Origin of the sequence: Sulfitobacter aestuariivivens (assembly GCF_014763045.1) — a bacterium.
Taxonomy (GTDB): domain Bacteria; phylum Pseudomonadota; class Alphaproteobacteria; order Rhodobacterales; family Rhodobacteraceae; genus Sulfitobacter; species Sulfitobacter aestuariivivens.
Map to the genome: position 1 here is coordinate 291,636 of NZ_JACTAG010000003.1, position 21,932 is coordinate 313,567.

The window sequence follows — 21,932 nt, forward strand, 5'->3', positions numbered from 1 at the left end:
CGCCGCACATGTCACGCAACACGGTCTGACCAACCGCAGGACAGGCGGTCGGATCGAGGAAGGTATGGTGCCAGACCGCTAAATGATAGCGCTAACATTTTCAAGGTGCGCTATGAATCACCCTCAACCGGGGGACGGCATGTTGCGCTGATGCACACAGGTCTTCAGCCGCGCAGTTTGACCCAGCGGGCGTTCCCGGCGGACGACCGGACACAGGCATCGATGAATTCGACACCGCGCAGGCCGTCCTCAATTGTCGGGTAATGCACCGCAGCGTCTGGCGTGGTGCCTGCGCGATGGGCCTCGATGGCGTCAGCGGCTTCGCTGTAAATGTTCGCAAAGCCTTCAAGATATCCTTCAGGATGGCCGGGGGGCACGCGGCTGAGGCGCGCTGCAGCGTCGCCCGCGCCGGACCCGTTGCGGGTGATCAGGCGCTTGGGTTCCCCAAACGGTGTGTGCCACAGGTAATTTGGATCTTCCTGCGCCCATTCAAGGCCGCCTTTCTCGCCGTAGACGCGGATTCGCAGGGCATTCTCATTGCCCGGCGCCACCTGAGAACACCACAGCATCCCTTTAGCTCCGCCCTCAAAGCGCAGCATGACGTGCCCGTTGTCATCCACTTGCCGCCCCGGCACGAAGGCGTCCAGATCAGCAGCAAGGCTTTCAACCTCCAATCCGGTGATGAACCGCGCAAGGTTATGCGCATGAGTGCCGATGTCCCCGGTTGAGCCGCCCGCGCCGGAACGCGCCGGATCGGTGCGCCATTCGGCTTGCTTGAATGTTTCTTCCTGTGTCAGCCAGTCCTGCGGGTATTCCACCTGCACAACGCGGATTTTGCCGATCTCGCCGCCTGCCACCATTTCGCGCGCCTGCCGCACCATGGGATAGCCGGTGTAATTATGGGTCAGGATAAACAGCGCATCTGATTTTTCGGCAGCCTTCGCCAGCTTTCTGGCGTCCGCAAGGGTTGAGGTCAGCGGCTTGTCACAGATCACATGAATGCCGCGTTTGAGAAACTCCCGTGCGGCGGCATAGTGCACATGATTGGGCGTCACGATGCTGACTGCCTCAATCCCGGTTTTCAGCCGCGCCTCGCGGATCGCCATCTGTTTGAAGTCGTCATAGATGCGGGGCAGCCCAAGGGCCTCTCCGCTTTCGCGCGCCTTGTCAGGTGTTGAAGACAGGGCACCTGCCACCAGCTCATACCTGTCATCGATGCGAGACGCGATCCGATGCACGCCCCCAATGAAGGCATCATTGCCGCCACCCACCATTCCCAGCCTGATCCGCTTCATCCTGTAGTCCCCCACTTCATCTTTCTAAAAAACTCCCCCCGGGTGGGCTGTTTTGCCCCACAAAGCCATCGCTTCAGTCGATGCCCAGCATCTTCCGGTTGGCGGCCTCATCCGTGCCCCCATCGGCGAAGTCGTCAAACGCCCGTTCTGTCACGCGGATGATGTGATCCTTGACGAACTGTGCGCCCTCGCGTGCGCCGTCTTCGGGGTGTTTGAGGCAGCATTCCCATTCCACCACGGCCCAGCCGTCAAAATCCATCGCCGAAAGCTTGGAGAAGATCGCGTTGAAATCGACCTGTCCGTCGCCCAGTGACCGGAAGCGGCCCGCACGATCGACCCACGGCTGATAGCCGGAATAGACCCCCTGCCGCCCCGTTGGATTAAACTCTGCGTCCTTGACGTGGAACATCTTGATCCGGTCGGCGTAGATGTCGAGGTTGTCAATGTAATCAAGGCACTGCAGCACATAATGGCTGGGATCATAGAGCATGTTGCAGCGGGTGTGGTTGTCCACGCGTTCCAAAAACATCTCGAAGGTCACGCCGTCGTGCAGGTCCTCTCCCGGATGGATTTCGTAACAGATGTTGACGTCGTTTTCCTCTGCATGATCCAGAATAGGCCGCCACCGCGCGGCCAACTCATCGAATGCGGTCTCGATCAGCCCCGCAGGGCGTTGCGGCCAAGGGTAGACATAGGGCCACGCGAGAGCGCCGGAAAAGCTGACGTGGTTCTTGATGCCCATATTGGCAGAGGCTGAGATCGCCTTCATCACCTGATCCACAGCCCATTCCTGACGCGCCGCCGGATTGCCATGCACCGAAGGGTCGGCAAAGCCATCAAATGCGGCGTCATAGGCCGGATGCACGGCAACCAGCTGGCCTTGCAAATGCGTCGAAAGCTCTGTCACCTCAACACCGTTCTCGGCCGCCTGACCTTTGAAGGTGTCACAATAATCCTTGCTTTCCGCAGCCTTTGCCAGATCGAACAAACGTCCATCCCAGCTGGGCACCTGCACGCCTTTGTAGCCACAATCGGCGGCCCATTTGGTGATGGCGTCCCATGAATTGAATGGCGCATCGTCCCCTGCGAATTGCGCCAGAAACAGCGCTGGTCCCTTGATGGTCTTCATCTGATTTCCCCTCCCTGCGGTGGAATATTCTCTTTGAGATAAACGTCGATCCGGATGCGTTCCTGCGCAAGATTGATCGCGGCCCTGTCGGAATTGGCGCGCATGATGCGCACTGCAGAGCGCACCAGATGGCCCGAATCCTGGCTGATGACGGCGTCGAACTGACCGTTCGTAAGGGCGTCGCGTGACAATGGTGTCAGCTCATGCGCCACGACGACGGGCTTTGGCTGATCGGGATATTGGTCGAAATGACGTAGCAGACCCTCATTGCCGGCAGCCGACGAATAAATGCCGATGACGTCAGCGTTGTCTGCCAGTGCATGGGGCAACAGACGTTCGATCTGATCGGGGTCATCGCGGCCTTCCAGCGATGCGAGCACTTCAAGATGCGGAAAGTCCCGTGACATGACCTCGTCAAAGCCAAGACGTCGCTCCAGGTGGTCGCGTGCCAGCATGGAGCCGGTGACGACAAGCACCTTGCCTTCGTGATCCCCCAGGAACCGGCCCATCAGCGCAGCGGCGGTACGACCTGCCGCGACGTTATCCACGCCGATGTAATTGTCCCGCTCAGAGCTGGGGATGTCCGCAACCAAGGAGACCACAGTCACGCCATGACGTTTGAGATACGCAATGGAATCGCGCACCGATGGCGTTTCCGGCCCAAAAATCGCCACACCGTCCACCTGCGTGGGGTCCAGCGCGTCGATGGCACGTGACAGGGCGACAGGATCAAAGGCGGCCACGCGCACAAAGCTGACTTGCGTGCGGTCGCGCCGCAAATTCGGGGCAAGCTGTTCGATCTGATGCTCAAGCATCGAGATGAATTCGTTCTCTGCCAATGGCAGGATGAATGTGAAGCGATAAATCCGCCCACGGGCCAGATTGGCCGCGGCGGTGTCGCGTACGTATCCCAGATCGGCAATCGCCTGATTGACCTTGCGCACCGTCACCTCGCGTACGCCGGGGCGTGCATTCAGAACCCGGTCAACCGTCGCAAGGCTGACCTGAGCAACGCGCGCAATGTCGTTGATCGTGGGATTCAGGAGGGTGGTTTCCTTATCGGTCATCTGATCCTTATGCTTTTGCCATCCCTTCAAAAATCCGCGCCACGGCCTCAGCGCCCGGGTCATTGTGACCGATCAGGTTTTCTTCGGGCACATAGGACGCGCGGCCCGCTTTTGCCTGACCGATCTGCGCGGTCTTGTCCGCGCCTTCGCGCGCAGCGGCTGCGGCGGCAGCCAAGCCATCGGAGAGGGTTGCGAGGGCCGGGGCCAGCGCGTCGACCATAGTACGGTCGCCGACCTGCGCGCCGCCCACTTCGCTGATGCGATCCAGCCCGATTTTCAGGGCAGCGGGGGTCGGTTTACCATTGGCACAGGCGTCGCCCGTTGCGCCAAAGAAGATGGCGAGGATCACGCCAGATGAACCGCCCATGGTCTGGCTCAGCTCATTGGACAGCGCGCGGAAAAGCTGTGTGTGGTCTGCCAGAGGCATCCGGTCCATCGCGCCTTTCAGCGCACGTCCCGCACCCGCAAGCGTAGAGCCGCAGTCGCCATCGCCTGATTTGGCATCCAGCGCGTTTAGATCGGCCTCTGCGGCGATCAGCAGGTCGCAGCATTCCTCGATGATGGCGCGGGTCTTGGTGTTTTGGGAGGGGATCGGTTCAATCGGGCTTAGACCATCAGGCAACGGCTGCACCGGTACCGGCGCAAGCGCGCGCATTCCGGGCCATGCGGCCATCGGTGCGTCTGCAGCCAGGTGGGCCGCGTTCGCCTCTGTCACCGGCAAGACCGAGACGGAAAAGCCGTGCATGTCCAGTGCGGTCATAAGCCGACCCAAGATGATGTGTTCGATGTTCTGCACCCTGTCAGAGTTCGCCAGTTCGTGGGCCAACACCGACATCTCGAGCGGGGTGGTGCCACCGAGATTGTTCAGGATAGCCACGTGTGGCCCATCGCCGATTTTCGGCGCAAGTTTGTCGAGCACCATGTCCATCGCCTGCGATGCGCTGGTGAGTGGCACCTGTTCCACGCCGGCCTCGCCATGAATGCCGAGGCCAAGCTCCGCCATGCCTTCCTTGATGCGGTCCTCGCGTTGGGATCCGGGCACGGTGCAGGTATCCAGTGACATGCCGATAGAGGCCACGCGTGATATGGTGTCTTCCGCCGCCTTGGTCACAGCGTCAAGGTCAGCGCCATCTTCGGCCATGGCCCCGCAGATCTTGTGGACAAACAATGTCCCCGCCACGCCGCGGGGTTGGGGCAGGTCGGGCAACGCAATATCGTCGCCCACGATCACCATTGATACCTTCAACCCGAAGGCCCGTGCGCGTTCAGCGGCAAGGCCGAAATTCAGCCGGTCGCCGGTATAGTTCTTGACAATCAGCAGGCAGCCCGCGTCACCGGTTACGGCAAGAATGCCGGCCAGCACCGCATCGACCGACGGGGAGGCAAAGACTTCCCCACAGACGGCGGCGGTCAGCATGCCCTTTCCGACGAAACCCGCATGGGCCGGTTCATGACCCGCGCCCCCGCCAGAGATCAGGGCGACCCGCGACTTGTCCCAATCAGTACGGAACACAACCTTGATATGCGGATAGCCATCCAGCCGAGACAAAGCCCCGCCGGAGGCTGCCAGCAGCCCGTCGATGGCATCGGTGACAAATGTTTCCTTGGCGTTGATGAAATGGCTCATGGCGGTCTCCTTTAACGAATGCGGTTGCCATCGGCGTCGAAACACAGCGGATTGCGCGGTGCGATTTTCAGGTGCGTGCCGGGTTCGTAGTCGACGGATGGATCAGCGATGGTGGTGATGGCATGACCCTTCAGCGTCAGATGCAGACGCGCCAGGTCGCCCAGATGTTCGACCCGTTGCACCTCGGCTTCTTGCCCTTCGCCTTGCTGGATATGTTCGGGGCGCATGCCGATCTGGGTCGTGCCTGCAGGCACGCTGCCAAATACGTCTGCTGGCAGCACATTGATGCGTGGCAGGCCGAGGCGGGAGGCGACGTAAAGCGAATTGGGGTTTTCGTAAATCTCGCGAGGCGTGCCGAATTGCACAAGGTGACCATTGTCCAGCACCCCCACATGGGTGGCCATGGTCATGGCTTCGATCTGATCGTGCGTCACGTAGAGCAGCGTTGCGCCGAGGCTGGCCTGGATGCGCTTGAGTTCGAGCCGCAGGTCTGTGCGCAGCTTTGCGTCCAGAGAACTAAGTGGTTCATCCATCAGGTAAATTGCCGGTTCACGCACCAGTGCGCGACCGATAGATACGCGCTGCATCTCGCCGCCTGAAAGCTCTGTCGCCTTGTTTCCCAGCTTGTGGCTGATCTGGAGAACATTGGCCACCTCCGCGACCTTGCGCTCAATCTCATCCGTGGGGGTTTTCAGGATTGGGGACTTCAGCGGGAAAGCCAGATTGTCCTTAACGGTCAGGTGCGGATAGAGCGAGTACTGCTGGAACACCATCGCCACATCGCGCTGGGCGGGGGTTTCGCCCTTGACGTTGCGGCCGCCAATCCAGACCTCGCCTTTGTCCTCTTTTTCAAGTCCGGAAATGAGGCGCAGCGTCGTCGTCTTGCCCGCACCTGTCGGTCCCAACAGGACCACGAAGGCACCATCGGGGATGGTCATGGAAATGTCGTCGATGCCCACGTCATCGCCAAAGCGCTTGGTCAGGTTTTTCAGGATCACCTCAGCCATGGGAGAGCACCTTGTTGTTCAGCTCAGAGCGCAAGGCCTGGCCTGACCCTTCATTAAAAAGCGTCACTTTCGGGGCTTCAAAGCCGATGCCCAGTCTTTCGCCCGTCTTAACGATGCGATCACTGCCGGTACGGGCCTTCAGTTCGCCGTTGGGCGTGTCGAGCGTGATGATCTGTGTGGTGCCCAGATACTCCGTCGCCTTGACCTCGCCCCGGTAGTCACCGGCATCGGACAGGATCACATGTTCGGGGCGCACGCCGAAGACCAGTTTGCCGCTGTCGCCCTGCATTTGCCGTGGCACACCAATGGCTTGGCCGTGCATGTCGACCGATGTGGCGCCTTCGGCGACGGTACCTTCGAAACTCAGGAAGTTCATCGACGGGGAACCGATGAAGTCGGCCACGAACATGGTCGCGGGCTTGTCGTAGATCTCTTGGGGGGTGCCGAATTGTTCGACCACGGCGTTGTTCATCACCACGATCTTGTCGCCCATCTGCATCGCCTCAAGCTGGTCATGGGTGACATAGACGGTGGTGGCGCCCATGCGGTCGTGCAGGGCGCGGAGTTCCTCGGCCATGTGTTCGCGGAATTCGGCGTCCAGCGCGCCCAGGGGTTCGTCCATCATGAAGGCCTTGGGGTCGCGCACGATGGCGCGGCCAAGGGCCACGCGCTGGCGGTCGCCACCCGAGAGGCCGCCCACGGGGCGGTTCAGGATGTCGGTGATGCCGAGGATGCCCGCGACTTCTTCGACCTTGGCTTTGACATCGCGCCGCGCCATGCCTTGGGAGACCAGAGGATAGCTCAGGTTCTTGCGCACGTTCATATGCGGGTAGAGGGCGAACATCTGGAAAACAAAGGCAATATCGCGCTGGGAGGGGGGCTTTTGGCTGATCTCTTCGCCGTCGAGATAGATCTCCCCGGAGGTGGGCAATTCCAGTCCGGCGATCATCCGCAGCGTGGTGGTTTTACCACAGCCGGAGGGGCCGAGCAGCATGAAGAATTCGCCGTCCTCGATGGTGAAGCTCGACTCCTTCACGGCGGTGAAATCGCCGAAGTCCTTGCGGATGTTGTTGATGCGGATTTGTGCCATCAGGTTACCTCCTGCCCGATCCGGATCAGATGGCCGTCCGGGTCCAGCACGTGCAACTCGCGCATGCCCCAAGGACGGTCCTGCGCTGGAGCAAAGCGAGGATAGCCTTGCGCGACCCAATTCAGTTTTGCCATGGCACCACTGAGCGTATCCACGTCGTCGGAATGAAAATATACAGCATGATCAGAGGTTTCCGCGACATGCTCGGGGTCGTGTGCAAAGTGCAGTTCTACCCCGTTCTGGGCGAAAACAAGATAGTCGCTGTCATGGCGGGCATGCAGAACAAATCCGAGGGACTGGTAGAACGCCACGGTGCGGTCAGGATCATTTGTCGGCAGGATGGCATTGGTTGAGGTGAGCACGGGTGTCAGTCCTTGAAGTGGGAGACGATGATGAACATCACCGTGCCCACCAGTGTGGTGATGAAGGAATAGGTGTAGAGCCAGATCGCGAAGGGCTGCATCAGCATGAAGACGCCAAGGCCGATCAGGATGGTTGCCAGCATCTCCCAGGGGCCGCGTTTGAGGCGCATCAGGCCGGTCAGAAAATTGCTCATTTTGAGGCCTCCGGGGAACGTCGGTATAACGTCGGTATTGCGTCGGTATCGTGTCGGTGCAGAAAACTCATTTGCGCACTGCCCCGAAGGTGATCCCGCGCAGCAGATGCTTGCGCAGCAGGATGGTGAAGATCATCACCGGCAGCAGGAAGATCGTCGCGCCTGCCGCCACGGCGGGCCAGTCGAGGCCGCCCACGCCGATGATGGTCGGGATGAAGGGCGGGGCCGTTTGCGCGGTGCCGGAGGTCAGCAGGACCGCAAAGGCGTATTCGTTCCAGGCAAAGATCAGACAGAAGATCGCGGTGGAGGCGATGCCGGTGGCGGCCTGCGGCAGGACAACTTTGTAGAAGGCCTGAAACCTTGTGTAGCCGTCGATCAGCGCGGCCTCTTCGTATTCACGGGGGATTTCGTCAATGAAGCCTTTCAGCAGCCAGACGGCGAGGGAAATGTTCACGGCTGTATAGAGCAGGATCATGCCCAGATGTGTGTCTGACAGGCCCAGTTGGCGGTACATCAGGAAGATGGGGATCGCGACCGCGATGGGGGGCATCATCCTTGTACTGAGGATGAAGAAGAGGAGGTCGTCCGCCAGCGGGATTTTGAACCTACTGAAGGCGTAGGCGGCCAGCGTGCCGAGAAAGATGCTGAGGAAGGTGGAGCCAAATCCGATGATCACCGAGTTGAGAAAGCGTTCGCCGAATTTGGAGGGGCCTGCGATGACCATGTCATATTCGCGGACGATCTCTTCGTACCAGGTTTCCGGCGGGTTTGCGTCGAGGTATTCCTGTGTTTGCCGGGTGCGGGTGGTGAAGAGATTGACGTAGCCTTCGAGGGTTGGCTCGAACACCACCTTTGGCGGGTAGGAGATGGCGTCGGACGGGGATTTGAAGCCGGTGAGCATGATCCACGCCAGCGGGATCATGGTGATCAGCGCGTAAAGGATCACAAGGGTGCCCGCGAACCATTTGGATCGGTTGGAGGGTTCGGTGACGGAGAAGCTGCTCATGAGACCGGGCCTTTCGCCTGCGGCGGGCGGTGAGGGGGGCTGTCTGCCCCCCGCGCGCGGGGCGCGCGCCCCCGAGAGTTTTTTTCGAAAGATGAAGAGGGGCGCGTCATTACCGTTCCTTCACCTTGTTGAGCGCTTTGACGTAGATCGAGGCGAGGCCGAAGACCGTCACGAAGAGGATGATGGCGTAGGCCGAGGCGTAGCCGGTGCGCCATTTCTCAAAAGCTTCCCGTTTGAGGTTGATGGAGGTGAGTTCCGTCGTGGAGCCGGGGCCGCCGCCGGTCAGTTGCACCACCAGATCGAACATCTTGAAGTTCTCAATGCCGCGGAAGAGCACCGCCAGCATCAGGAAGGGCAGGACCATGGGGATCGTGATGGTGAAGAACTGGCGTAGCTTGCTGGCGCGATCGACCTCGGCGGCCTCGTAAATGTAATCGGGGATCGACCTCAGGCCGGCGAGGCAGATCAGCATCACAAAGGGCGTCCACATCCAGGTGTCCACGATGACGATGGACCAGGGGGCAAGATCGACGCTGCCCAGCATTTCAAAGCTGGAGGGGTCTTTGCCCGTAAAGAAGGCGACGATGTAGTTAAAGAGGCCGATTTGTGGCTGGTAGAGGAATTTCCAGAAGTTGCCGACCACCGCCGGGGACAGCATCATCGGCAGCACGATGATGGTGGTCCACAGATCGTTGCCCTTGAATTTCTTGTTGATCAGATAGGCCAGCGTGAAGCCGATCAGGACCTGAAAGAAGATCGTCCAGAACAGGAAATGCGCCGTGGCCTGCATGTTCAGCCAGATGTCGCTGTCTGTCAGGATGCGTTCGTAGTTGCGCAGGCCCACCCATTCCGGTTCGCGGTTGATGCGGTTGGCTTTGAAGTTGGTGAAGCTGAGGCGGATGGTCCAGATCAGCGGAAAGATGTTGATGGCCAGCAGCAGGAAGATCGTGGGGCCGACGAAAATCCACGCGATGGCGCGGTCGCTGAGACCTTTGATCTTGCGGGCCACATTCGGAGGGGTGGCCTGAGCGGCGCGCGCTGCGGGGGTGTCTGTCATCGGACGCAACTTTCCTGGGGCAAGGCGGGGTGAACCCCGCCCTACCTTGAAGGGGATCGTAGGGCGGGGTTCACCCCGCCTTACGCTGTCTTAGAGCTTGCCTTCGTCCTCAAAGACTTCGGTCCAGTCCTCGATCAGCTTGTCCAGTGCTTCCTGTGCAGTGCCTTGATCGGCAACCACATAGTCGTGCACTCGTTTCTGCATCGCCAGCAGCAGTTCGGCATAGGCCGGTTCCTGCCAAAAGTCCTGCACTGCGCCCATCGCTTCGAGGAAGTCACCGGCAAACGGTGCGCTGTCTTTGAAGCCCGGGTCATTCAGCACGGAGTTATGCGCCGAATAGCCGCCCAGTTCCCACCATTTGGCCTGCACGTCGGGATTGGCGAACCACTTGATGTATTCCAGCGCCGCATCCTGTTTGTCGGAATAGGACACAACCGAGATCCCCTGACCGCCCAGTGTCGAGCCTGCCTGATTTTGGGGCGGGTTCACGAAGAAGTCGATCTTGTCACCACCCGTGGCCGGGTCCGCGTAGAGGCCGGGGAAGAAGGCGAACCAGTTCATCGCCATGGCCACCTGACCGGATTTGAATGCATCAAGCGATTCACCCATGTAAGAGTTGGTGTAGCCCGGCGGGGTCGCTGTCTGGTAGAACTCTTTGTAGAATTCAAGTGCTTCGACGGCTTCGGGGGAGTTTACGGCCCCTTCCATGTCATAGCTGCCCGGCGTGTTCTCGTACTTGAAGCCCCAAGGGTAGAGCGCGGATGTCACGCCCATTGTGATCCCTTCCGAGCCCCGCTCGGTGAAGATCGATGCGCCATAGACGGTCTTGCCGTCGATCTCGCGTTCCTGGAAAAACTGTGCGGTTTCCAGAAGTTCCTTCTGGGTCTTGGGTTCTGCCAGATCGCGGCCTGTCGCCTCTTTGAAGGCGGCCATGATGTCGGGGTCGGTGAACCAGTCCTTGCGGTAGAACCAGCCATTGGCATCACCCATCGCAGGCAGGGCGTAGTAATTTGGTGTGCCCTTGGGCCAGGTGGAATAGGCGTAGACGGTCGCGGGTGCGAAATCGTCCATTGAGATGCCTTCTGCGTCAAAGAAGTCATTCAGCTTGACGTAGTGACCGTTTTCCGCGCCGCCGCCGATCCACTGGCTGTCGCCGATCAGCAGGTCGCAAAGATTGCCGCCTGAGTTCAGCTCGTTGAGCATGCGGTCGGCGAAGTTGGGCCATGGGATAAATTCGAAATTCATGGTGTGGCCGGATTGGGCTTCGAATTCCTTGCTGAGTTCCACAAGGGCGTTTGCAGGGTCCCATGCCGCCCAGCACAGGGTCAGGTCTTCGGCCTGTGCGGTGCCAGCCATGCTGGTTGCAGCGGCAAGGCCGAGGGCACTGACGGATGCCAGTTTAAAGGTCTTCATAAGTATTCCTCCCAGTATGGATTCGACCTCTTTCGGGTTGGGTCGAATCGTCATTCAGACAATGAGACGCTATTTGAGGTACGCTCCTCAAGTCTACATAATAATTGAGGGGCGTACCTCAAAATTGCTGAAAATGCCATTATCCTGCTGATATCTAACGAATAAAAGTTTGCAGCCAAAAGAGGCGACAGGAGGGGCGCCCAGACGCCCCATTTTGATCTGAGACAGAGGCCGCTAGCATGAGAAAATCGTGCTTTTCGCAAACGTTGACAGGAGATTGAGCAAAATGGCCGGTCAGATTGAGGCTTTGTATCACTACCCGGTCAAAGGACTGAGCGGTCAGCGCCTGGGCACGGTCATGCTGCATCCCGGTGCGGGATTTCCGGAGGATCGCGTATTCGGGTTTGCGCGGCACGACAGCAGTTTTGATCCCGATGCCCCGAAACCAGTGCCGAAATCGCAGTTCGTCGTGCTGGCGCGTGATGCAGCCCTGGCGCGGCTGGCGACCGATTATGATCCTCAGGAGGGGACCCTTCGGATCACGGGGCAAGGCCAGGATCGGACCTTTGATCTCAAAGAGGACAGCGGCGGGCCTGCGGCGGCAGCGTTTCTGGCGGCGTTTCTTGGGTATGAGCCGGGGCATCAGCCGACCTTGCAGGCCTCAGCGCCGCACCGGTTCACGGATGTCTCTGTGGTGTCGCCGCAGATGATGAATGCGATATCACTGATCAATATCGACAGCGTCAGGGCATTTTCAGAAGCGATCGGGCAGGATGTCAACCCGTTGCGGTTTCGGGCGAATCTGTTGTTTTCAGGCATCGCGCCGATGCGGGAGCTTGATCTGGTGGGACGAGAGATCAGCCTGGGTGAGGCCACGCTGAGGGTGGTCATGCGCACCAAAAGGTGTCCGGCAACGCAGGTGAACCTTGAAACCGGCCTGCGTGATCTGGATGTGCCGCGATTGCTGCGCGATCAGTATGGTCATTCGGATATGGGGGTTTACGCCGAGGTGATTAAGGGGGGCAGGATTGCGCCCGGCGATGCGGTTGCGACCCTCTGAGGGCGGATCGGTTCACTATTGTTACCGATGGTTTGAAAGATACAGTAGGCGGCATCGTGTCTGGGGGGTGTCGTCATGAAAACGGTCGATAAGGCGTTCAGGGTGCTGGGCCAGTTTTCGGTGGAAAAGCAAGAGATCGGGCTGAGCGAACTGGCCCGGATGGCGCAGCTTGATAAGGCAGCCACGCGGCGGTTGCTGGTGGCCTTGGGCGAACATGGGTTTGTCGAGCAGAACGAAGACACCCGCAAGTACCGTCTTGGCCATGGGTTTCTGCGCTTTGCCCGCATCCGCGAGGCGACGGTCCCTTTGCAGGCCGCGGCGGCTGAGGTGGCGAATTGGCTATGCGCCGAGGTTGGCGAGACGGTGCATGTCAGCGTGCCGGGTGCGGAAGGCATGACGCCGCTTGCCTACCGGTTGCCGAGCCGGGGACATGTGGTCAACATGCGCGCGACCGAGATGCTTTATTATCATGCGACGGCGTCGGGGATGGTGTTCCTGGCCCATGCCACACCGTCGACGCAAAAGCGCATCCTTTCCAACCCGCGCGGTCAGGTCACGCCGCACACACAAACAGACCTCAGCGCGATCCAAAAACGGATGGCAGAGATCAGGCAACAGGGGTACGCGGCCACGGTCGGCACCTTTGAGGAGGGCGTGTCCAGTCTGGCGATGCCCTTTGGTTCTGGGGCCGGCGATCCGCGCGGCGCGATTTCCATTGCTCTGGTGAGCAACGATTTCACAACGTCGCGGCGCGTGGCGTTGATCCCGAAGCTGAAAGAAGCTGTTGCCCGGTTGGAGCGTGCCACGCAGGGGGCAGCCCCCTGAGAGTGCCGCATTGGCGGAAGAATATTGAACGTCGTCACGTCCTCTGCCAGCTTTGGCAGATCAGCGCGCCGATGTGGGGCCTGCAATGAGCGGAGACAAACAGATGACCGACAAGACCATTCTCATTGTGGGGACCTTTGACACCAAGAATGACGAATTGGCTTATATGGCTGAACGCATCAGGGCGCAGGGCGGCGGGGTGCTGACAATGGATATCTCGGTACTGGGTGACCCCGACGAACCCACCGATGTCTCCAAGCATCAGGTGGCAGAGGCGGGCGGCAGCAGCATTCGGGCGGCCATTGATCAGGGCGAGGAAAGTGTCGCCATGCAGATCATGGCGGACGGTGCCAGCACACTGGCCGCCCGGATGTTCAGCGCGGGGGCATTTGACGGTGTGGTGATCCTGGGCGGGTCGATGGGCACGGATGCGGCGCTGGATATCTGTCAGGCCCTGCCGCTGGGGGTGCCCAAATACGTGGTGTCCACGGTGTCATTTTCACCCATCATTCCGCCTGACCGGCTGTCGGCGGATATCCAGATGATCCTGTGGGCCGGTGGCCTTTACGGATTGAATTCGATCTGCAAGGCGTCGCTGTCGCAGGCCGCGGGTGCAGTTTTGGGGGCAGCGCGGGCGGTGGAGCCCCCAACAGGGGACCGCCCGATGGTGGGGATGACATCGCTGGGTTCAAGCTGTCTGACCTACATGAAGCTTTTGAAACCTGCGCTGGAAGAGCGCGGGTTTGACGTGGCGATCTTTCATGCCACCGGGATGGGCGGCATGGCGTATGAAAGCATCGCCCGCGAGGGTGGGTTTGCCTGCGTGATGGATCTTGCCTTGCCCGAACTGGGCAATCTGCTGGCCGGATCGGTCGTCAATGGGGGGGCGGACCGGATGCTGAACGCAGGCCGCGCCGGCATTCCACAGATCGTGGCGCCCGGGTGTCTGGATTTGATCGACTTTGCAGGTTGGCAGGACATTCCCGCGCGCTACAAGGACCGGCCTTTTCATCCGCACAACCGGCTGATCAAGTCGTCAGGCCTAAATGCCGACGAGCGTCGCGAGACCGCGCGCGAGATCGCCAGTCGGCTCAAGCAGTCAGACACCCCCGCGCATGTCATTCTGCCCAACAAGGGGATCGAGGAGTGGGACAAGCCCGGCGGTCCGGCCCATGACCCGGAGGCGTTCGATGCCTTTTGCGACGAGATGCGGCAGGTTATGACCGCGCCGCTTCGCTTTAGCGAGATCGACTGCCACATCAACGATCAGGCCTTTGCCGACACGGTGCTTGCAATCTTTGACGGCTGGGTGGCGGACGGTACTGTCAGCGCGACGGTGCGCGCATGAGGTTCGGCATGGCGTTTGGGTGCCGGTTGGTCCACGATTGCACAGCCGCTTGAGAGAAGAGAAAACCCCGATGCCCATCCGACCACTTGGCCTTGATCCTGAAACCTGTTTGATCGGGGCGCATTGGCAAGCGCCCGCTGCCGGTCATTCTTTACCGCTGATCAACCCGTCCGATGGCACGACATTGTGCAACATTGCGGCAGGGGATGCCGATGACATTGATGCCGCCGTTGCAGCAGCACAGGCCGCGATCCAGGGCGATTGGGGCCGCAGCACTGCGGCTGAGCGGGGGCGCGTTCTGGCGCGGATCGGGCAGCTTGTCACGGCCCATGCCGACGAGATGGCAGAACTCGAAGCGCGTGACGTGGGCAAGCCATTAAAACAGGCGCGCGCCGATGTGACCGCCCTTGCACGCTATATGGAGTTCTACGCCGGTGCGGCGGACAAGCTGCACGGTGAGACGATCCCCTATCTGGACGGCTACACTGTTTATACCTTGCGCGAGCCGCATGGGGTGACGGGGCATATCATCCCGTGGAACTATCCGATGCAGATCATCGGGCGGTCGGTTGGGGCGGCGCTGTGTACCGGCAATGCCTGCGTGCTGAAGCCGGCAGAAGAGGCGTGTCTGACCGCGCTGGCCTTTGCTGAACTCGCGCGCCGGGCCGGGGTGCCTGCCGGGGCGTTGAACGTAGTGCCGGGACGCGGGGCTGAGGCGGGTGCGGCATTGTCCGCGCATCCGGGGGTGCAGCACGTGTCGTTCACGGGGTCTGTCGCGACGGGGCGTTTGATTCAGGCAAGTGCGGCGCGCAATGTTGTGCCCGTAACGCTGGAGCTTGGGGGAAAATCTCCGCAGGTGGTGTTTGACGACGCGGATCTTGAGGCGGCTCTGCCGTTTCTGGTGAATGCGGGCATTCAGAATGCAGGACAGACCTGCTCTGCGTCATCGCGGATTTTGGTTCATGAGGGGCTATACTCGCAGGTTGTGGACCAAATGGCCGAAAAGTATCGCGCGCTGAGGGCAGGTCCGGCGATGGACGATCTTGATGTGGGACCGCTCGTTTCAGCGCGACAAAAAGAGATCGTCACGGGTTTTCTGTCAAAGGGCGCTGATCTGGAGATGCTGGCCCAGGGGCAGATCGATCCGGGCGCCCCGGAAGGCGGCGCTTATGTTGCCCCGACGCTTTTTGCCTGCAGCGATCCGGCGCATACCCTTGCGCAGGACGAGGTCTTTGGCCCGGTGCAGGTGATCATCCCCTTCAGGGACGAGGGCCATGCAGTAGAGATCGCCAATGGCACCGACTTTGGCCTTGTCGCGGCCTGCTGGACCCGCGACGGATCACGGCAATTGCGCATGGCAAAGCGGCTGCGGGCCGGACAGGTTTTTCTGAACAATTATGGTGCCGGGGGCGGGGTGGAGTTGCCCTTTGGCGGCACGGGCCTGTCGGGGCATGGGCGCGAGAAAGGGTTCGAAGCCCTTTATGGTTTTACCACGCTCAAGACGGTGGCCGCCTTTCACGGCTGATCTGTCAGGTATCAAAACTTGTGATTTCGTGATAGGATGCGGTCACTTACTTAATAATTTGATTCTTATAAATTTGTTATCTGAGGACAGTTCAGATACTGCACAACAGCGGCATAAGGCTTGTCGAAGCCAGGCGCATAGATGCGTCTGAGAAGACGACGCGTGTCTATGAGCTTTTTGACGGATCGGCGCACAATGGGCCCTGTGCGAGCTACACCGCGACGAGATCCGGAGAGAGGCTCCGGTTTGAGGCGCGCAGCCCGTCACATTATGTTCCGTCGTCCTTTTCGGCCTATGACAGGGTGGGGGAAGAGACCAACGCCCCGCTGCACGACGAAGATTTGTTGCGCGAACTTGCGCGGCAGATGTCGGTCTGGCCCGCACGGTGGGGCAGATACCGATTTGGGGCGCAGGGCATCCCTGCGGGCCACACCTACTTTGGCCAGTTGATTGCGCATGATCTGACGTGGGAGGCGTCTGACACGATCGGGGAAACCTGCGGGTCGGCGCGGCTGGATTTTGCGTCACTCTTTGCGGCAGACAGCAGCGACGGATCAGAAGGTTTGCGGCTTGGACCGACAAGTACGGGCAGGGCAGGGGACTTGTGCCGGTCCACCTGCGGGACGCCAAGGGGCGGCGACAAGCGGAACGATCAGAACCTGACCTTGTCCCAGATGGTGGTGCTGATCACCAAATTTCACGAGGTTCTGGCAGCGCGGTTTAACGATGCTGCACAAGCGCAGCGACAGCTTTGCCAGCACCTTCAGTGGGTCACGCTGCATGATTTCCTGCCAAGGGTCATGTGCCCGGCGGTCTACCGGGACGTCATGCGATCGGGCGCGTATCCGGTGCTGGGGCGGGACACGGGCCTTGTGCCGATCGAATTTGCGGCGGCGGCCTTTCGGCTGGGTCACGCGATGGTCGGGCAGCGCTATCCGTATTGGCGGCAGGGCGGTGGCGGGGCCGGGTTGAAAGACCTGTTGCAATTCACGCACCACAGTGAGCCATCGCGCTTGGTGGCGGTAGATGGTGCAAGAACCCTGCCGGAGGACTGGAGCGCTGGCTGGCATTTTCTGCTGGCGCCCTCTGATGGAATGCGGGTCAGTCTGGCCGGCGCAATTGATGAAAATCTGGCCCATGACATGTTTTCGCTGCCTGGCACGATCGGTGACTGCGTGCGGTCGGCGCCGGACGCGGCGGGCGACAGTTTCAGCATCGCAGAGCACACTTTGTTGCGTGGAAACCGACTGCGGCTGGATAGTGGCCAGGCGCTGTTGCAGCTTGCGGCTGAGCGATTGCAGGGCACAGGCGAGGCTGTATTGCCGCGGCGGTTGCCGGCCAGCCGGCTGGCGCAGACCCGGTCGCCCGAGTTGAGTGAGTTTCTGTTGTCCGACGCCGCCGCGCCGCTCAGGGACCACACCCCGCTTTGGTTCTATTTGCTGCGCGAGGCGGATGTGCATGCGTCGGGCCAGCACTTTGGACCACTGGCAAGCCGCCTGACGATGGAAACCATCCACCGGGCCATCCGCAGTGACCCTTACAGTATCCTCAACACAGACTTTGAGCCGGCCTTTCCCGATGCGGAGGGGAATTTCGGCCTTTGGGACCTGCACGCTGCCGTGCAGGCGAACTGGATTCCGCAAACATAGAAGGAGTGCGAAATGCCATCACTATTGGTTACGAAAGATGACGGGGTTCCCAGGGTTGGGGACTGGGACAACGCAAGCAGACGGCAGGCTGGTCAGGTCGAGGCAGGCAAGCTGATGTTGGCCAACTTTCAGGTCAATGGCACCAATGAGAAACAGATCGTAGAACAGACGCTTCAGGGCATCTGGGACGCTGGTTGCTCTATCTGGCTGCGATATGATGGCGATAAGCCGGATAGCATCGCCATTATCGATAAGTTCGAAGACGACGATTTGACCGAAGAAGAGCGTGCTCTGTCACAGTTCATGGCCGGATTTGTCAAGTTGACCTATTACGAGGTTGCGCCGGGGAATGTCGGTGACCCTGTGGTTGCCATCGGCGGGGGTGGCAAGCTGACACTGCGGATACAAGACGATTCGCCCCCAGGCAATACTGCGAACAAGAAGATGAATGTCGTGATCCCCAGCGATTTTGCCACCTTCAAGGATCAGTATCTACAGGACATGACGGGTGATATCGATAACCTGACAGTTGCGGACGATGTGCCCTATCTGCTGTCGTCCCTGACGTTCCGGCGGTGTCTCTGACCGGCGCTGGTCAGGACATGGCGGCGTTCAGCGCTTTCTCCAGCGCTGTGCGCTCTGCCTTGTAGCGGATCGGATAAGCGCTGACGAACCAGTCGCGCACCATTTCTGGGGTGGGGGCAGTGTCTCCGTCCCAGACGGCGCTTACGTCTTCAACCAGTTGGTCGAAGGACGCGCGGGCCTCATTGGTGCGGCCCAGGCGCGCCAGGGCGGCTGCTGTCCAGCCGGGATTGTCGATGATCCGGTCGTCTGATCGGGCGGCGGCGCGCAAGGCCCCTTCGTCATCACCGCCCAGAAAAAGGACAGAGGCGGCGTAGCACCATTGATAATCCAGAAGTACGGGCGCGCAATCGAGGCAATGCTGCAGCACGTGTGCGGCGCGTTCATGTTCGCCGAGAAAACTGAAGCCCATTGCGCAGGATGCCAGGGTGCGCGGGCTATGTGGGTTGAGGCGTTCTGCCATGTCCATATTGAGTGCGGCGCGGTCGAAATTGCCCTTGAGTGCGGATGACCACGCGAGGGCCAGTCGGTTGCGCGCGTCCAGCGGGTCAAGCTCAACCGCGATGTCGCTTGCATCAAGCGCGCGTTTGGCTGAGGCGCGGTTGCGTTGCAGGCCGGGGCGCACAACGTGCAGGACGTTCAGCGCGCTTGCGAGGCTGGCGTGGGCCGGGGCAAATTCCGGGGCACGGCCGATGATGTCTTCGAACTTGGCAATCGCGATGTCGAAGGCGCGTTTGGTCCATTGGGTCAGCAAGCGTTCGCCCTTGAGCCAGTCATCGACAATCGCGTGATCGGTGCCGCGCGTGTCCGCCCCTGCGCGGTCGGTCGAGATGTACATCTCGAACATCGCGGCGATGCGGCTGACGGCCTGTGCGCGTGAACTGGGCATCTGCTCGGCACCGATATCGAGGTCTTCGCTCCATACGATGCGGCCCGTGTCTGCGGCGCTGAGGGTCAGCGTCGCGGGGGCCGTTTCAGACGTTTGGCTGGCGCTGAGCAGGTAGTCGGATGTTGCATCCGACAGGTCGCCCTGATCGCCCTCCACCACAGACCAGCTGCGAAACCGCGACAGGCCCGAGATAATCTCTGAGCGGAAAGAGCCAAGGCGGGCCTGTGCCCCGTCCGATTGGCCCTCAAAGTCGCGGACCTGAATGCGAAGGGGGGCCAGCGGGTCACGTACACTGGGGGCCGGGCGCGCTTCGCCGCGCGCGGCCGCTGTGGTTTCGGGCAGGGGTTGCAGGCCGAACCGCGATGACAGGTTGTCCTTGAGCCGCGTGTAGACGCGCATGGCCTCGGCCACGTTGCCGGCATGGCGCAGGCCGATCATCAGCCGGCGTGCCGCCCCCTCGTGGCAGGGTTCGATGTTCAGGATCGCGCGGGTGATGCCGCGCATGGCAGGATCGGCCTCATCGGTGATGCGCTGCATCTCGGTTTCCAGGACCGACACCAGTTGTTCGGTTACATCACTACGCATCAGCGCCAGCCAGGAGGTTACGGCAGAGTTTACTTCGCCTAGTCCCGACAGGATGCGCTGCACCCAGTCGCCACCCGACAGCAGAACATCATCAAGCGCGCCCTGGGCTGCATTGCGGACAATCTGCCCGACATCGGTTTTGACAAAATCCGGGTTCAGGATGGCAACATCATCCTGCAGGATCATGCCTTCGCCGACAAACTCCTTGAGCTCTTCAAGGGCTGCCTTGGTCGTTTTGCGCGCCGCAGCCGGCGTTGCCTCGGGTCGCAACAGGGCGCTGAGGCGACCAATTGCTTCGGAGTGGCTGGGTGCCAGCGCGAGGTACGCCAATAGAACCCGCGCGTCCTGGGTCTGTGGCATCGACTTGCGCGCGCCGCCTGAGTGAATTTCCAGCCCCCCGATAACCGACAGATAGAGGACATGCCGACCGGCCCCCTTGCCCGGAAGGGTCGTGCCGCCGTCGTACTGAAACGGCTCGTATGTACCGGGAAGATTGTAGAGGCGCTGTGGGCCCAGCGGAGAAAACTTTTCGCGGGTGGGTGTGTCGAGCTTTTGAATGACCTCGCGCGAAATGCAGACGCCGCCCGGCTGTGCCAGCGTCTGCAGGCGCGCCGCGACATTGACTGCATGGCCAAAGGCATCCGACTGGGCCAGCTCTACCCGGCCTGTGTTGATGCCGATGCGGAACGCGTACTGATCATGGGCTTCGTCAATGCGTTGCTGGACATCCAGCGCAAAAGCCACGGCATTTTCACTGCGATCAAACAGAGCAAGGATGCCGTCCCCGGTCGTCTTGACCACCCGCCCGTGATGCGAGGCGCTGAGCATGTCGAAAAGAGCAAAGCAGTCTTGCATGAATCGCAGTGTCGCGGCTTCGTCTTCGGCCATGTGGTGGCTGTAGGATACCAGATCGGCAAACAGGATCGCCTGAGGGTGACCTGGGGCGCTTACATCGCGCGGCCCGCGTTCTTTTAGCGTGCCTGCCATTGCAATTATGTATCCTGATGCATGATAGATTAACCTTAGCATGGAAGGTATTGGTGAACTACGCCGAATTGACACGCTGTTTCGACCTGCTGTCCGTCACACCTGCCGAGGGTCCCGGACGTTTCGCGTTTTGCGTGCCGAACGCCAATGCCTATGCACGGTGGCCAGACTATCCGGTTCCCGCGCGCCCTGAGAGTGGACGCGCGGCGTCGGGCCGGGGGCTGACGGCGGAGCAATGCCGGGCCAGTGCGTTGGGGGAGGCGGTTGAGCTGGCCAGCGCCTGCGTGTGGGGCGATGAACCGCTGGTGACGGCATCGCCGGACGCGTTGGGGGCCAGTGCGGTATCGCCTGTTACGCTGAACGGCTTTTCGGACGGACAGATCGCCACGAGAGATGTCTGGAATGCAGGTCCGTATGGTGCGCTGGATTGGCGGTCCCGGGCCGTCGACACCGCCGCACCGATAGACTGGATGGTTGCAATAACCTGCGACGGGACCCGATGCCATGTGCCGGCGGATTACGTGCTTGTCGGGCGACGGGAGAAGGGTGACGCAGGCGCTATTGCCATCGCAACCACGTCCGGCTGCGCATCGGCGGCGACGCTCGAAGAGGCGAAGCGGGCAGCTTTGCTGGAATTGATCGAGCGGGACGCGGTCGGGCGTTGGTGGTACGGGCGGGTGCCACGCCCCGAGGTGCCGGTTGCGGAGTTTGCTGTCCCCGGGGATGTGAGCGCCTATCTGTCCGGTCGGGCACGCCAGACGCTGTTGCTGGACCTGACCACCCATATCGGCGTACCGGTCATCGCGGCGTTGTCTCATGCAGCGGACGGGCGCGATCTGGGGCTGGGGTTCGGGTGCCATCCGAACCCGTCCGATGCCGCCCGTTCGGCCATTACTGAGCTGTTCCAGACCGAGATCGGTCTGCAGCAGCGCGCAGGACAGGGCGACCCATTGCATCGGATCTGGGTTGAGACGGCCACTGTGTCAAAGGTGCCCCTTGCGCAAGTGCGGGCCGCAACCCCGACCGCGATACCGGGCGATCTGTCTGAACTGACCTTGCGTCTGGCCCGGCAGGGGCTGACGACTGCTTTTGTTGATCTGACACGGGTGGCCTTTGATGTGCCCGTCGTTCGGGCGATTGTACCGGGCTTGTGGACAGACAAGCCGCGCTTTGCTGGGTTGCGGTCTGCGGGTATTCCGGAGCCGGACAAATTCCTGCCGCTGCTGGTATAGCTG

Annotated in this window: 19 protein-coding genes; 7 read left to right on the forward strand and 12 right to left on the reverse strand. The window is 60.8% G+C overall.

What is annotated here, in order from left to right:
- Positions 1-164: 164 nt before the first annotated feature.
- The 11 genes from H9Q16_RS19295 to H9Q16_RS19345 form a co-directional block, all read right to left on the reverse strand.
- On the reverse strand, positions 165-1,295 hold the full coding sequence (locus tag H9Q16_RS19295) for a Gfo/Idh/MocA family protein (protein ID WP_191077104.1): 1,131 nt from the start codon (positions 1,293-1,295) through the stop codon (positions 165-167).
- 73 nt (positions 1,296-1,368) lie between these two features.
- Positions 1,369-2,424, reverse strand: a complete 1,056-nt coding sequence (locus H9Q16_RS19300; protein ID WP_191077105.1) for a sugar phosphate isomerase/epimerase family protein — start codon at positions 2,422-2,424, stop codon at positions 1,369-1,371.
- Positions 2,421-3,491 (reverse strand): LacI family DNA-binding transcriptional regulator, encoded by a 1,071-nt coding sequence (locus tag H9Q16_RS19305; RefSeq protein ID WP_191077106.1) that lies wholly within the window; start codon positions 3,489-3,491, stop codon positions 2,421-2,423. Before H9Q16_RS19305 ends, H9Q16_RS19300 begins: the two co-directional genes overlap by 4 nt.
- 7 nt (positions 3,492-3,498) lie before the next feature.
- Entirely contained in the window at positions 3,499-5,118 is a 1,620-nt protein-coding gene (locus H9Q16_RS19310) for a dihydroxyacetone kinase subunit DhaK (protein ID WP_191077107.1), read from the reverse strand.
- Positions 5,119-5,129: 11 nt separating this feature from the next.
- Positions 5,130-6,125, reverse strand: coding sequence for an ABC transporter ATP-binding protein (locus H9Q16_RS19315; RefSeq protein WP_191077108.1), 996 nt, complete (start codon positions 6,123-6,125; stop codon positions 5,130-5,132).
- Positions 6,118-7,215 (reverse strand): ABC transporter ATP-binding protein, encoded by a 1,098-nt coding sequence (locus H9Q16_RS19320; RefSeq protein ID WP_191077109.1) that lies wholly within the window; start codon positions 7,213-7,215, stop codon positions 6,118-6,120. Before H9Q16_RS19320 ends, H9Q16_RS19315 begins: the two co-directional genes overlap by 8 nt.
- Positions 7,215-7,577, reverse strand: coding sequence for a VOC family protein (locus H9Q16_RS19325; protein WP_191077110.1), 363 nt, complete (start codon positions 7,575-7,577; stop codon positions 7,215-7,217). The genes H9Q16_RS19320 and H9Q16_RS19325 overlap by 1 nt, the downstream gene beginning before the upstream one ends.
- A gap of 5 nt (positions 7,578-7,582) precedes the next feature.
- Positions 7,583-7,771, reverse strand: a complete 189-nt coding sequence (locus H9Q16_RS19330; protein ID WP_191077111.1) for a hypothetical protein — start codon at positions 7,769-7,771, stop codon at positions 7,583-7,585.
- 67 nt (positions 7,772-7,838) lie between these two features.
- On the reverse strand, positions 7,839-8,777 hold the full coding sequence (locus tag H9Q16_RS19335) for a carbohydrate ABC transporter permease (protein WP_191077112.1): 939 nt from the start codon (positions 8,775-8,777) through the stop codon (positions 7,839-7,841).
- 109 nt (positions 8,778-8,886) lie between these two features.
- Positions 8,887-9,834, reverse strand: a complete 948-nt coding sequence (locus tag H9Q16_RS19340; protein WP_191077113.1) for a carbohydrate ABC transporter permease — start codon at positions 9,832-9,834, stop codon at positions 8,887-8,889.
- A gap of 90 nt (positions 9,835-9,924) precedes the next feature.
- Positions 9,925-11,247, reverse strand: a complete 1,323-nt coding sequence (locus H9Q16_RS19345; RefSeq protein WP_191077114.1) for an ABC transporter substrate-binding protein — start codon at positions 11,245-11,247, stop codon at positions 9,925-9,927.
- A gap of 286 nt (positions 11,248-11,533) precedes the next feature.
- On the opposite strand from H9Q16_RS19345, the gene H9Q16_RS19350 reads away from it, so the two are divergent.
- The 6 genes from H9Q16_RS19350 to H9Q16_RS19375 all read left to right on the forward strand — a co-directional run bounded on the left by H9Q16_RS19350 (position 11,534) and on the right by H9Q16_RS19375 (position 18,239).
- Positions 11,534-12,307, forward strand: coding sequence for an MOSC domain-containing protein (locus H9Q16_RS19350; protein ID WP_191077115.1), 774 nt, complete (start codon positions 11,534-11,536; stop codon positions 12,305-12,307).
- A 75-nt stretch (positions 12,308-12,382) separates the two neighbouring features.
- Entirely contained in the window at positions 12,383-13,132 is a 750-nt protein-coding gene (locus tag H9Q16_RS19355; protein WP_191077116.1) for an IclR family transcriptional regulator, read from the forward strand.
- Positions 13,133-13,235: 103 nt separating this feature from the next.
- Positions 13,236-14,480: a Tm-1-like ATP-binding domain-containing protein gene (locus H9Q16_RS19360; RefSeq protein ID WP_191077157.1), complete on the forward strand. Its 1,245-nt coding sequence runs from the start codon at positions 13,236-13,238 to the stop codon at positions 14,478-14,480.
- A 70-nt stretch (positions 14,481-14,550) separates the two neighbouring features.
- Positions 14,551-16,005: an aldehyde dehydrogenase family protein gene (locus H9Q16_RS19365; protein WP_191077117.1), complete on the forward strand. Its 1,455-nt coding sequence runs from the start codon at positions 14,551-14,553 to the stop codon at positions 16,003-16,005.
- Between the two features lie 302 nt (positions 16,006-16,307).
- Positions 16,308-17,654 (forward strand): peroxidase family protein, encoded by a 1,347-nt coding sequence (locus tag H9Q16_RS19370; RefSeq protein ID WP_191077118.1) that lies wholly within the window; start codon positions 16,308-16,310, stop codon positions 17,652-17,654.
- A 12-nt stretch (positions 17,655-17,666) separates the two neighbouring features.
- Positions 17,667-18,239 (forward strand): hypothetical protein, encoded by a 573-nt coding sequence (locus H9Q16_RS19375; protein ID WP_191077119.1) that lies wholly within the window; start codon positions 17,667-17,669, stop codon positions 18,237-18,239.
- 10 nt (positions 18,240-18,249) lie between these two features.
- Here the strand turns inward: H9Q16_RS19375 and H9Q16_RS19380 are convergent, their stop codons facing one another.
- Positions 18,250-20,697 carry an adenylate/guanylate cyclase domain-containing protein gene (locus H9Q16_RS19380; protein WP_191077120.1) on the reverse strand — a complete coding sequence of 816 codons (2,448 nt, stop codon included), beginning with the start codon at positions 20,695-20,697 and terminating at the stop codon, positions 18,250-18,252.
- Positions 20,698-20,714: 17 nt separating this feature from the next.
- Between H9Q16_RS19380 and H9Q16_RS19385 the strand changes: the two genes are divergently transcribed.
- Positions 20,715-21,929: a YcaO-like family protein gene (locus H9Q16_RS19385; RefSeq protein WP_191077121.1), complete on the forward strand. Its 1,215-nt coding sequence runs from the start codon at positions 20,715-20,717 to the stop codon at positions 21,927-21,929.
- Positions 21,930-21,932: the final 3 nt, after the last annotated feature.

Excerpts from the sequence above, each read along its gene's own strand:
- H9Q16_RS19295 (WP_191077104.1), bottom strand. The coding sequence starts at position 1,295 with ATGAAGCGGATCAGGCTGGGAATGGTGGGTGGCGGCAATGATGCCTTC.
- H9Q16_RS19300 (WP_191077105.1), bottom strand. The coding sequence starts at position 2,424 with ATGAAGACCATCAAGGGACCAGCGCTGTTTCTGGCGCAATTCGCAGGG.
- H9Q16_RS19305 (WP_191077106.1), bottom strand. The coding sequence starts at position 3,491 with ATGACCGATAAGGAAACCACCCTCCTGAATCCCACGATCAACGACATT.
- H9Q16_RS19310 (WP_191077107.1), bottom strand. The coding sequence starts at position 5,118 with ATGAGCCATTTCATCAACGCCAAGGAAACATTTGTCACCGATGCCATC.
- H9Q16_RS19315 (WP_191077108.1), bottom strand. The coding sequence starts at position 6,125 with ATGGCTGAGGTGATCCTGAAAAACCTGACCAAGCGCTTTGGCGATGAC.
- H9Q16_RS19320 (WP_191077109.1), bottom strand. The coding sequence starts at position 7,215 with ATGGCACAAATCCGCATCAACAACATCCGCAAGGACTTCGGCGATTTC.
- H9Q16_RS19330 (WP_191077111.1), bottom strand. The coding sequence starts at position 7,771 with ATGAGCAATTTTCTGACCGGCCTGATGCGCCTCAAACGCGGCCCCTGG.
- H9Q16_RS19335 (WP_191077112.1), bottom strand. The coding sequence starts at position 8,777 with ATGAGCAGCTTCTCCGTCACCGAACCCTCCAACCGATCCAAATGGTTC.
- H9Q16_RS19340 (WP_191077113.1), bottom strand. The coding sequence starts at position 9,834 with ATGACAGACACCCCCGCAGCGCGCGCCGCTCAGGCCACCCCTCCGAAT.
- H9Q16_RS19345 (WP_191077114.1), bottom strand. The coding sequence starts at position 11,247 with ATGAAGACCTTTAAACTGGCATCCGTCAGTGCCCTCGGCCTTGCCGCT.
- H9Q16_RS19350 (WP_191077115.1), top strand. The coding sequence starts at position 11,534 with ATGGCCGGTCAGATTGAGGCTTTGTATCACTACCCGGTCAAAGGACTG.
- H9Q16_RS19355 (WP_191077116.1), top strand. The coding sequence starts at position 12,383 with ATGAAAACGGTCGATAAGGCGTTCAGGGTGCTGGGCCAGTTTTCGGTG.
- H9Q16_RS19360 (WP_191077157.1), top strand. The coding sequence starts at position 13,236 with ATGACCGACAAGACCATTCTCATTGTGGGGACCTTTGACACCAAGAAT.
- H9Q16_RS19365 (WP_191077117.1), top strand. The coding sequence starts at position 14,551 with ATGCCCATCCGACCACTTGGCCTTGATCCTGAAACCTGTTTGATCGGG.
- H9Q16_RS19375 (WP_191077119.1), top strand. The coding sequence starts at position 17,667 with ATGCCATCACTATTGGTTACGAAAGATGACGGGGTTCCCAGGGTTGGG.
- H9Q16_RS19380 (WP_191077120.1), bottom strand. The coding sequence starts at position 20,697 with ATGGCAGGCACGCTAAAAGAACGCGGGCCGCGCGATGTAAGCGCCCCA.
- H9Q16_RS19385 (WP_191077121.1), top strand. The coding sequence starts at position 20,715 with ATGCATGATAGATTAACCTTAGCATGGAAGGTATTGGTGAACTACGCC.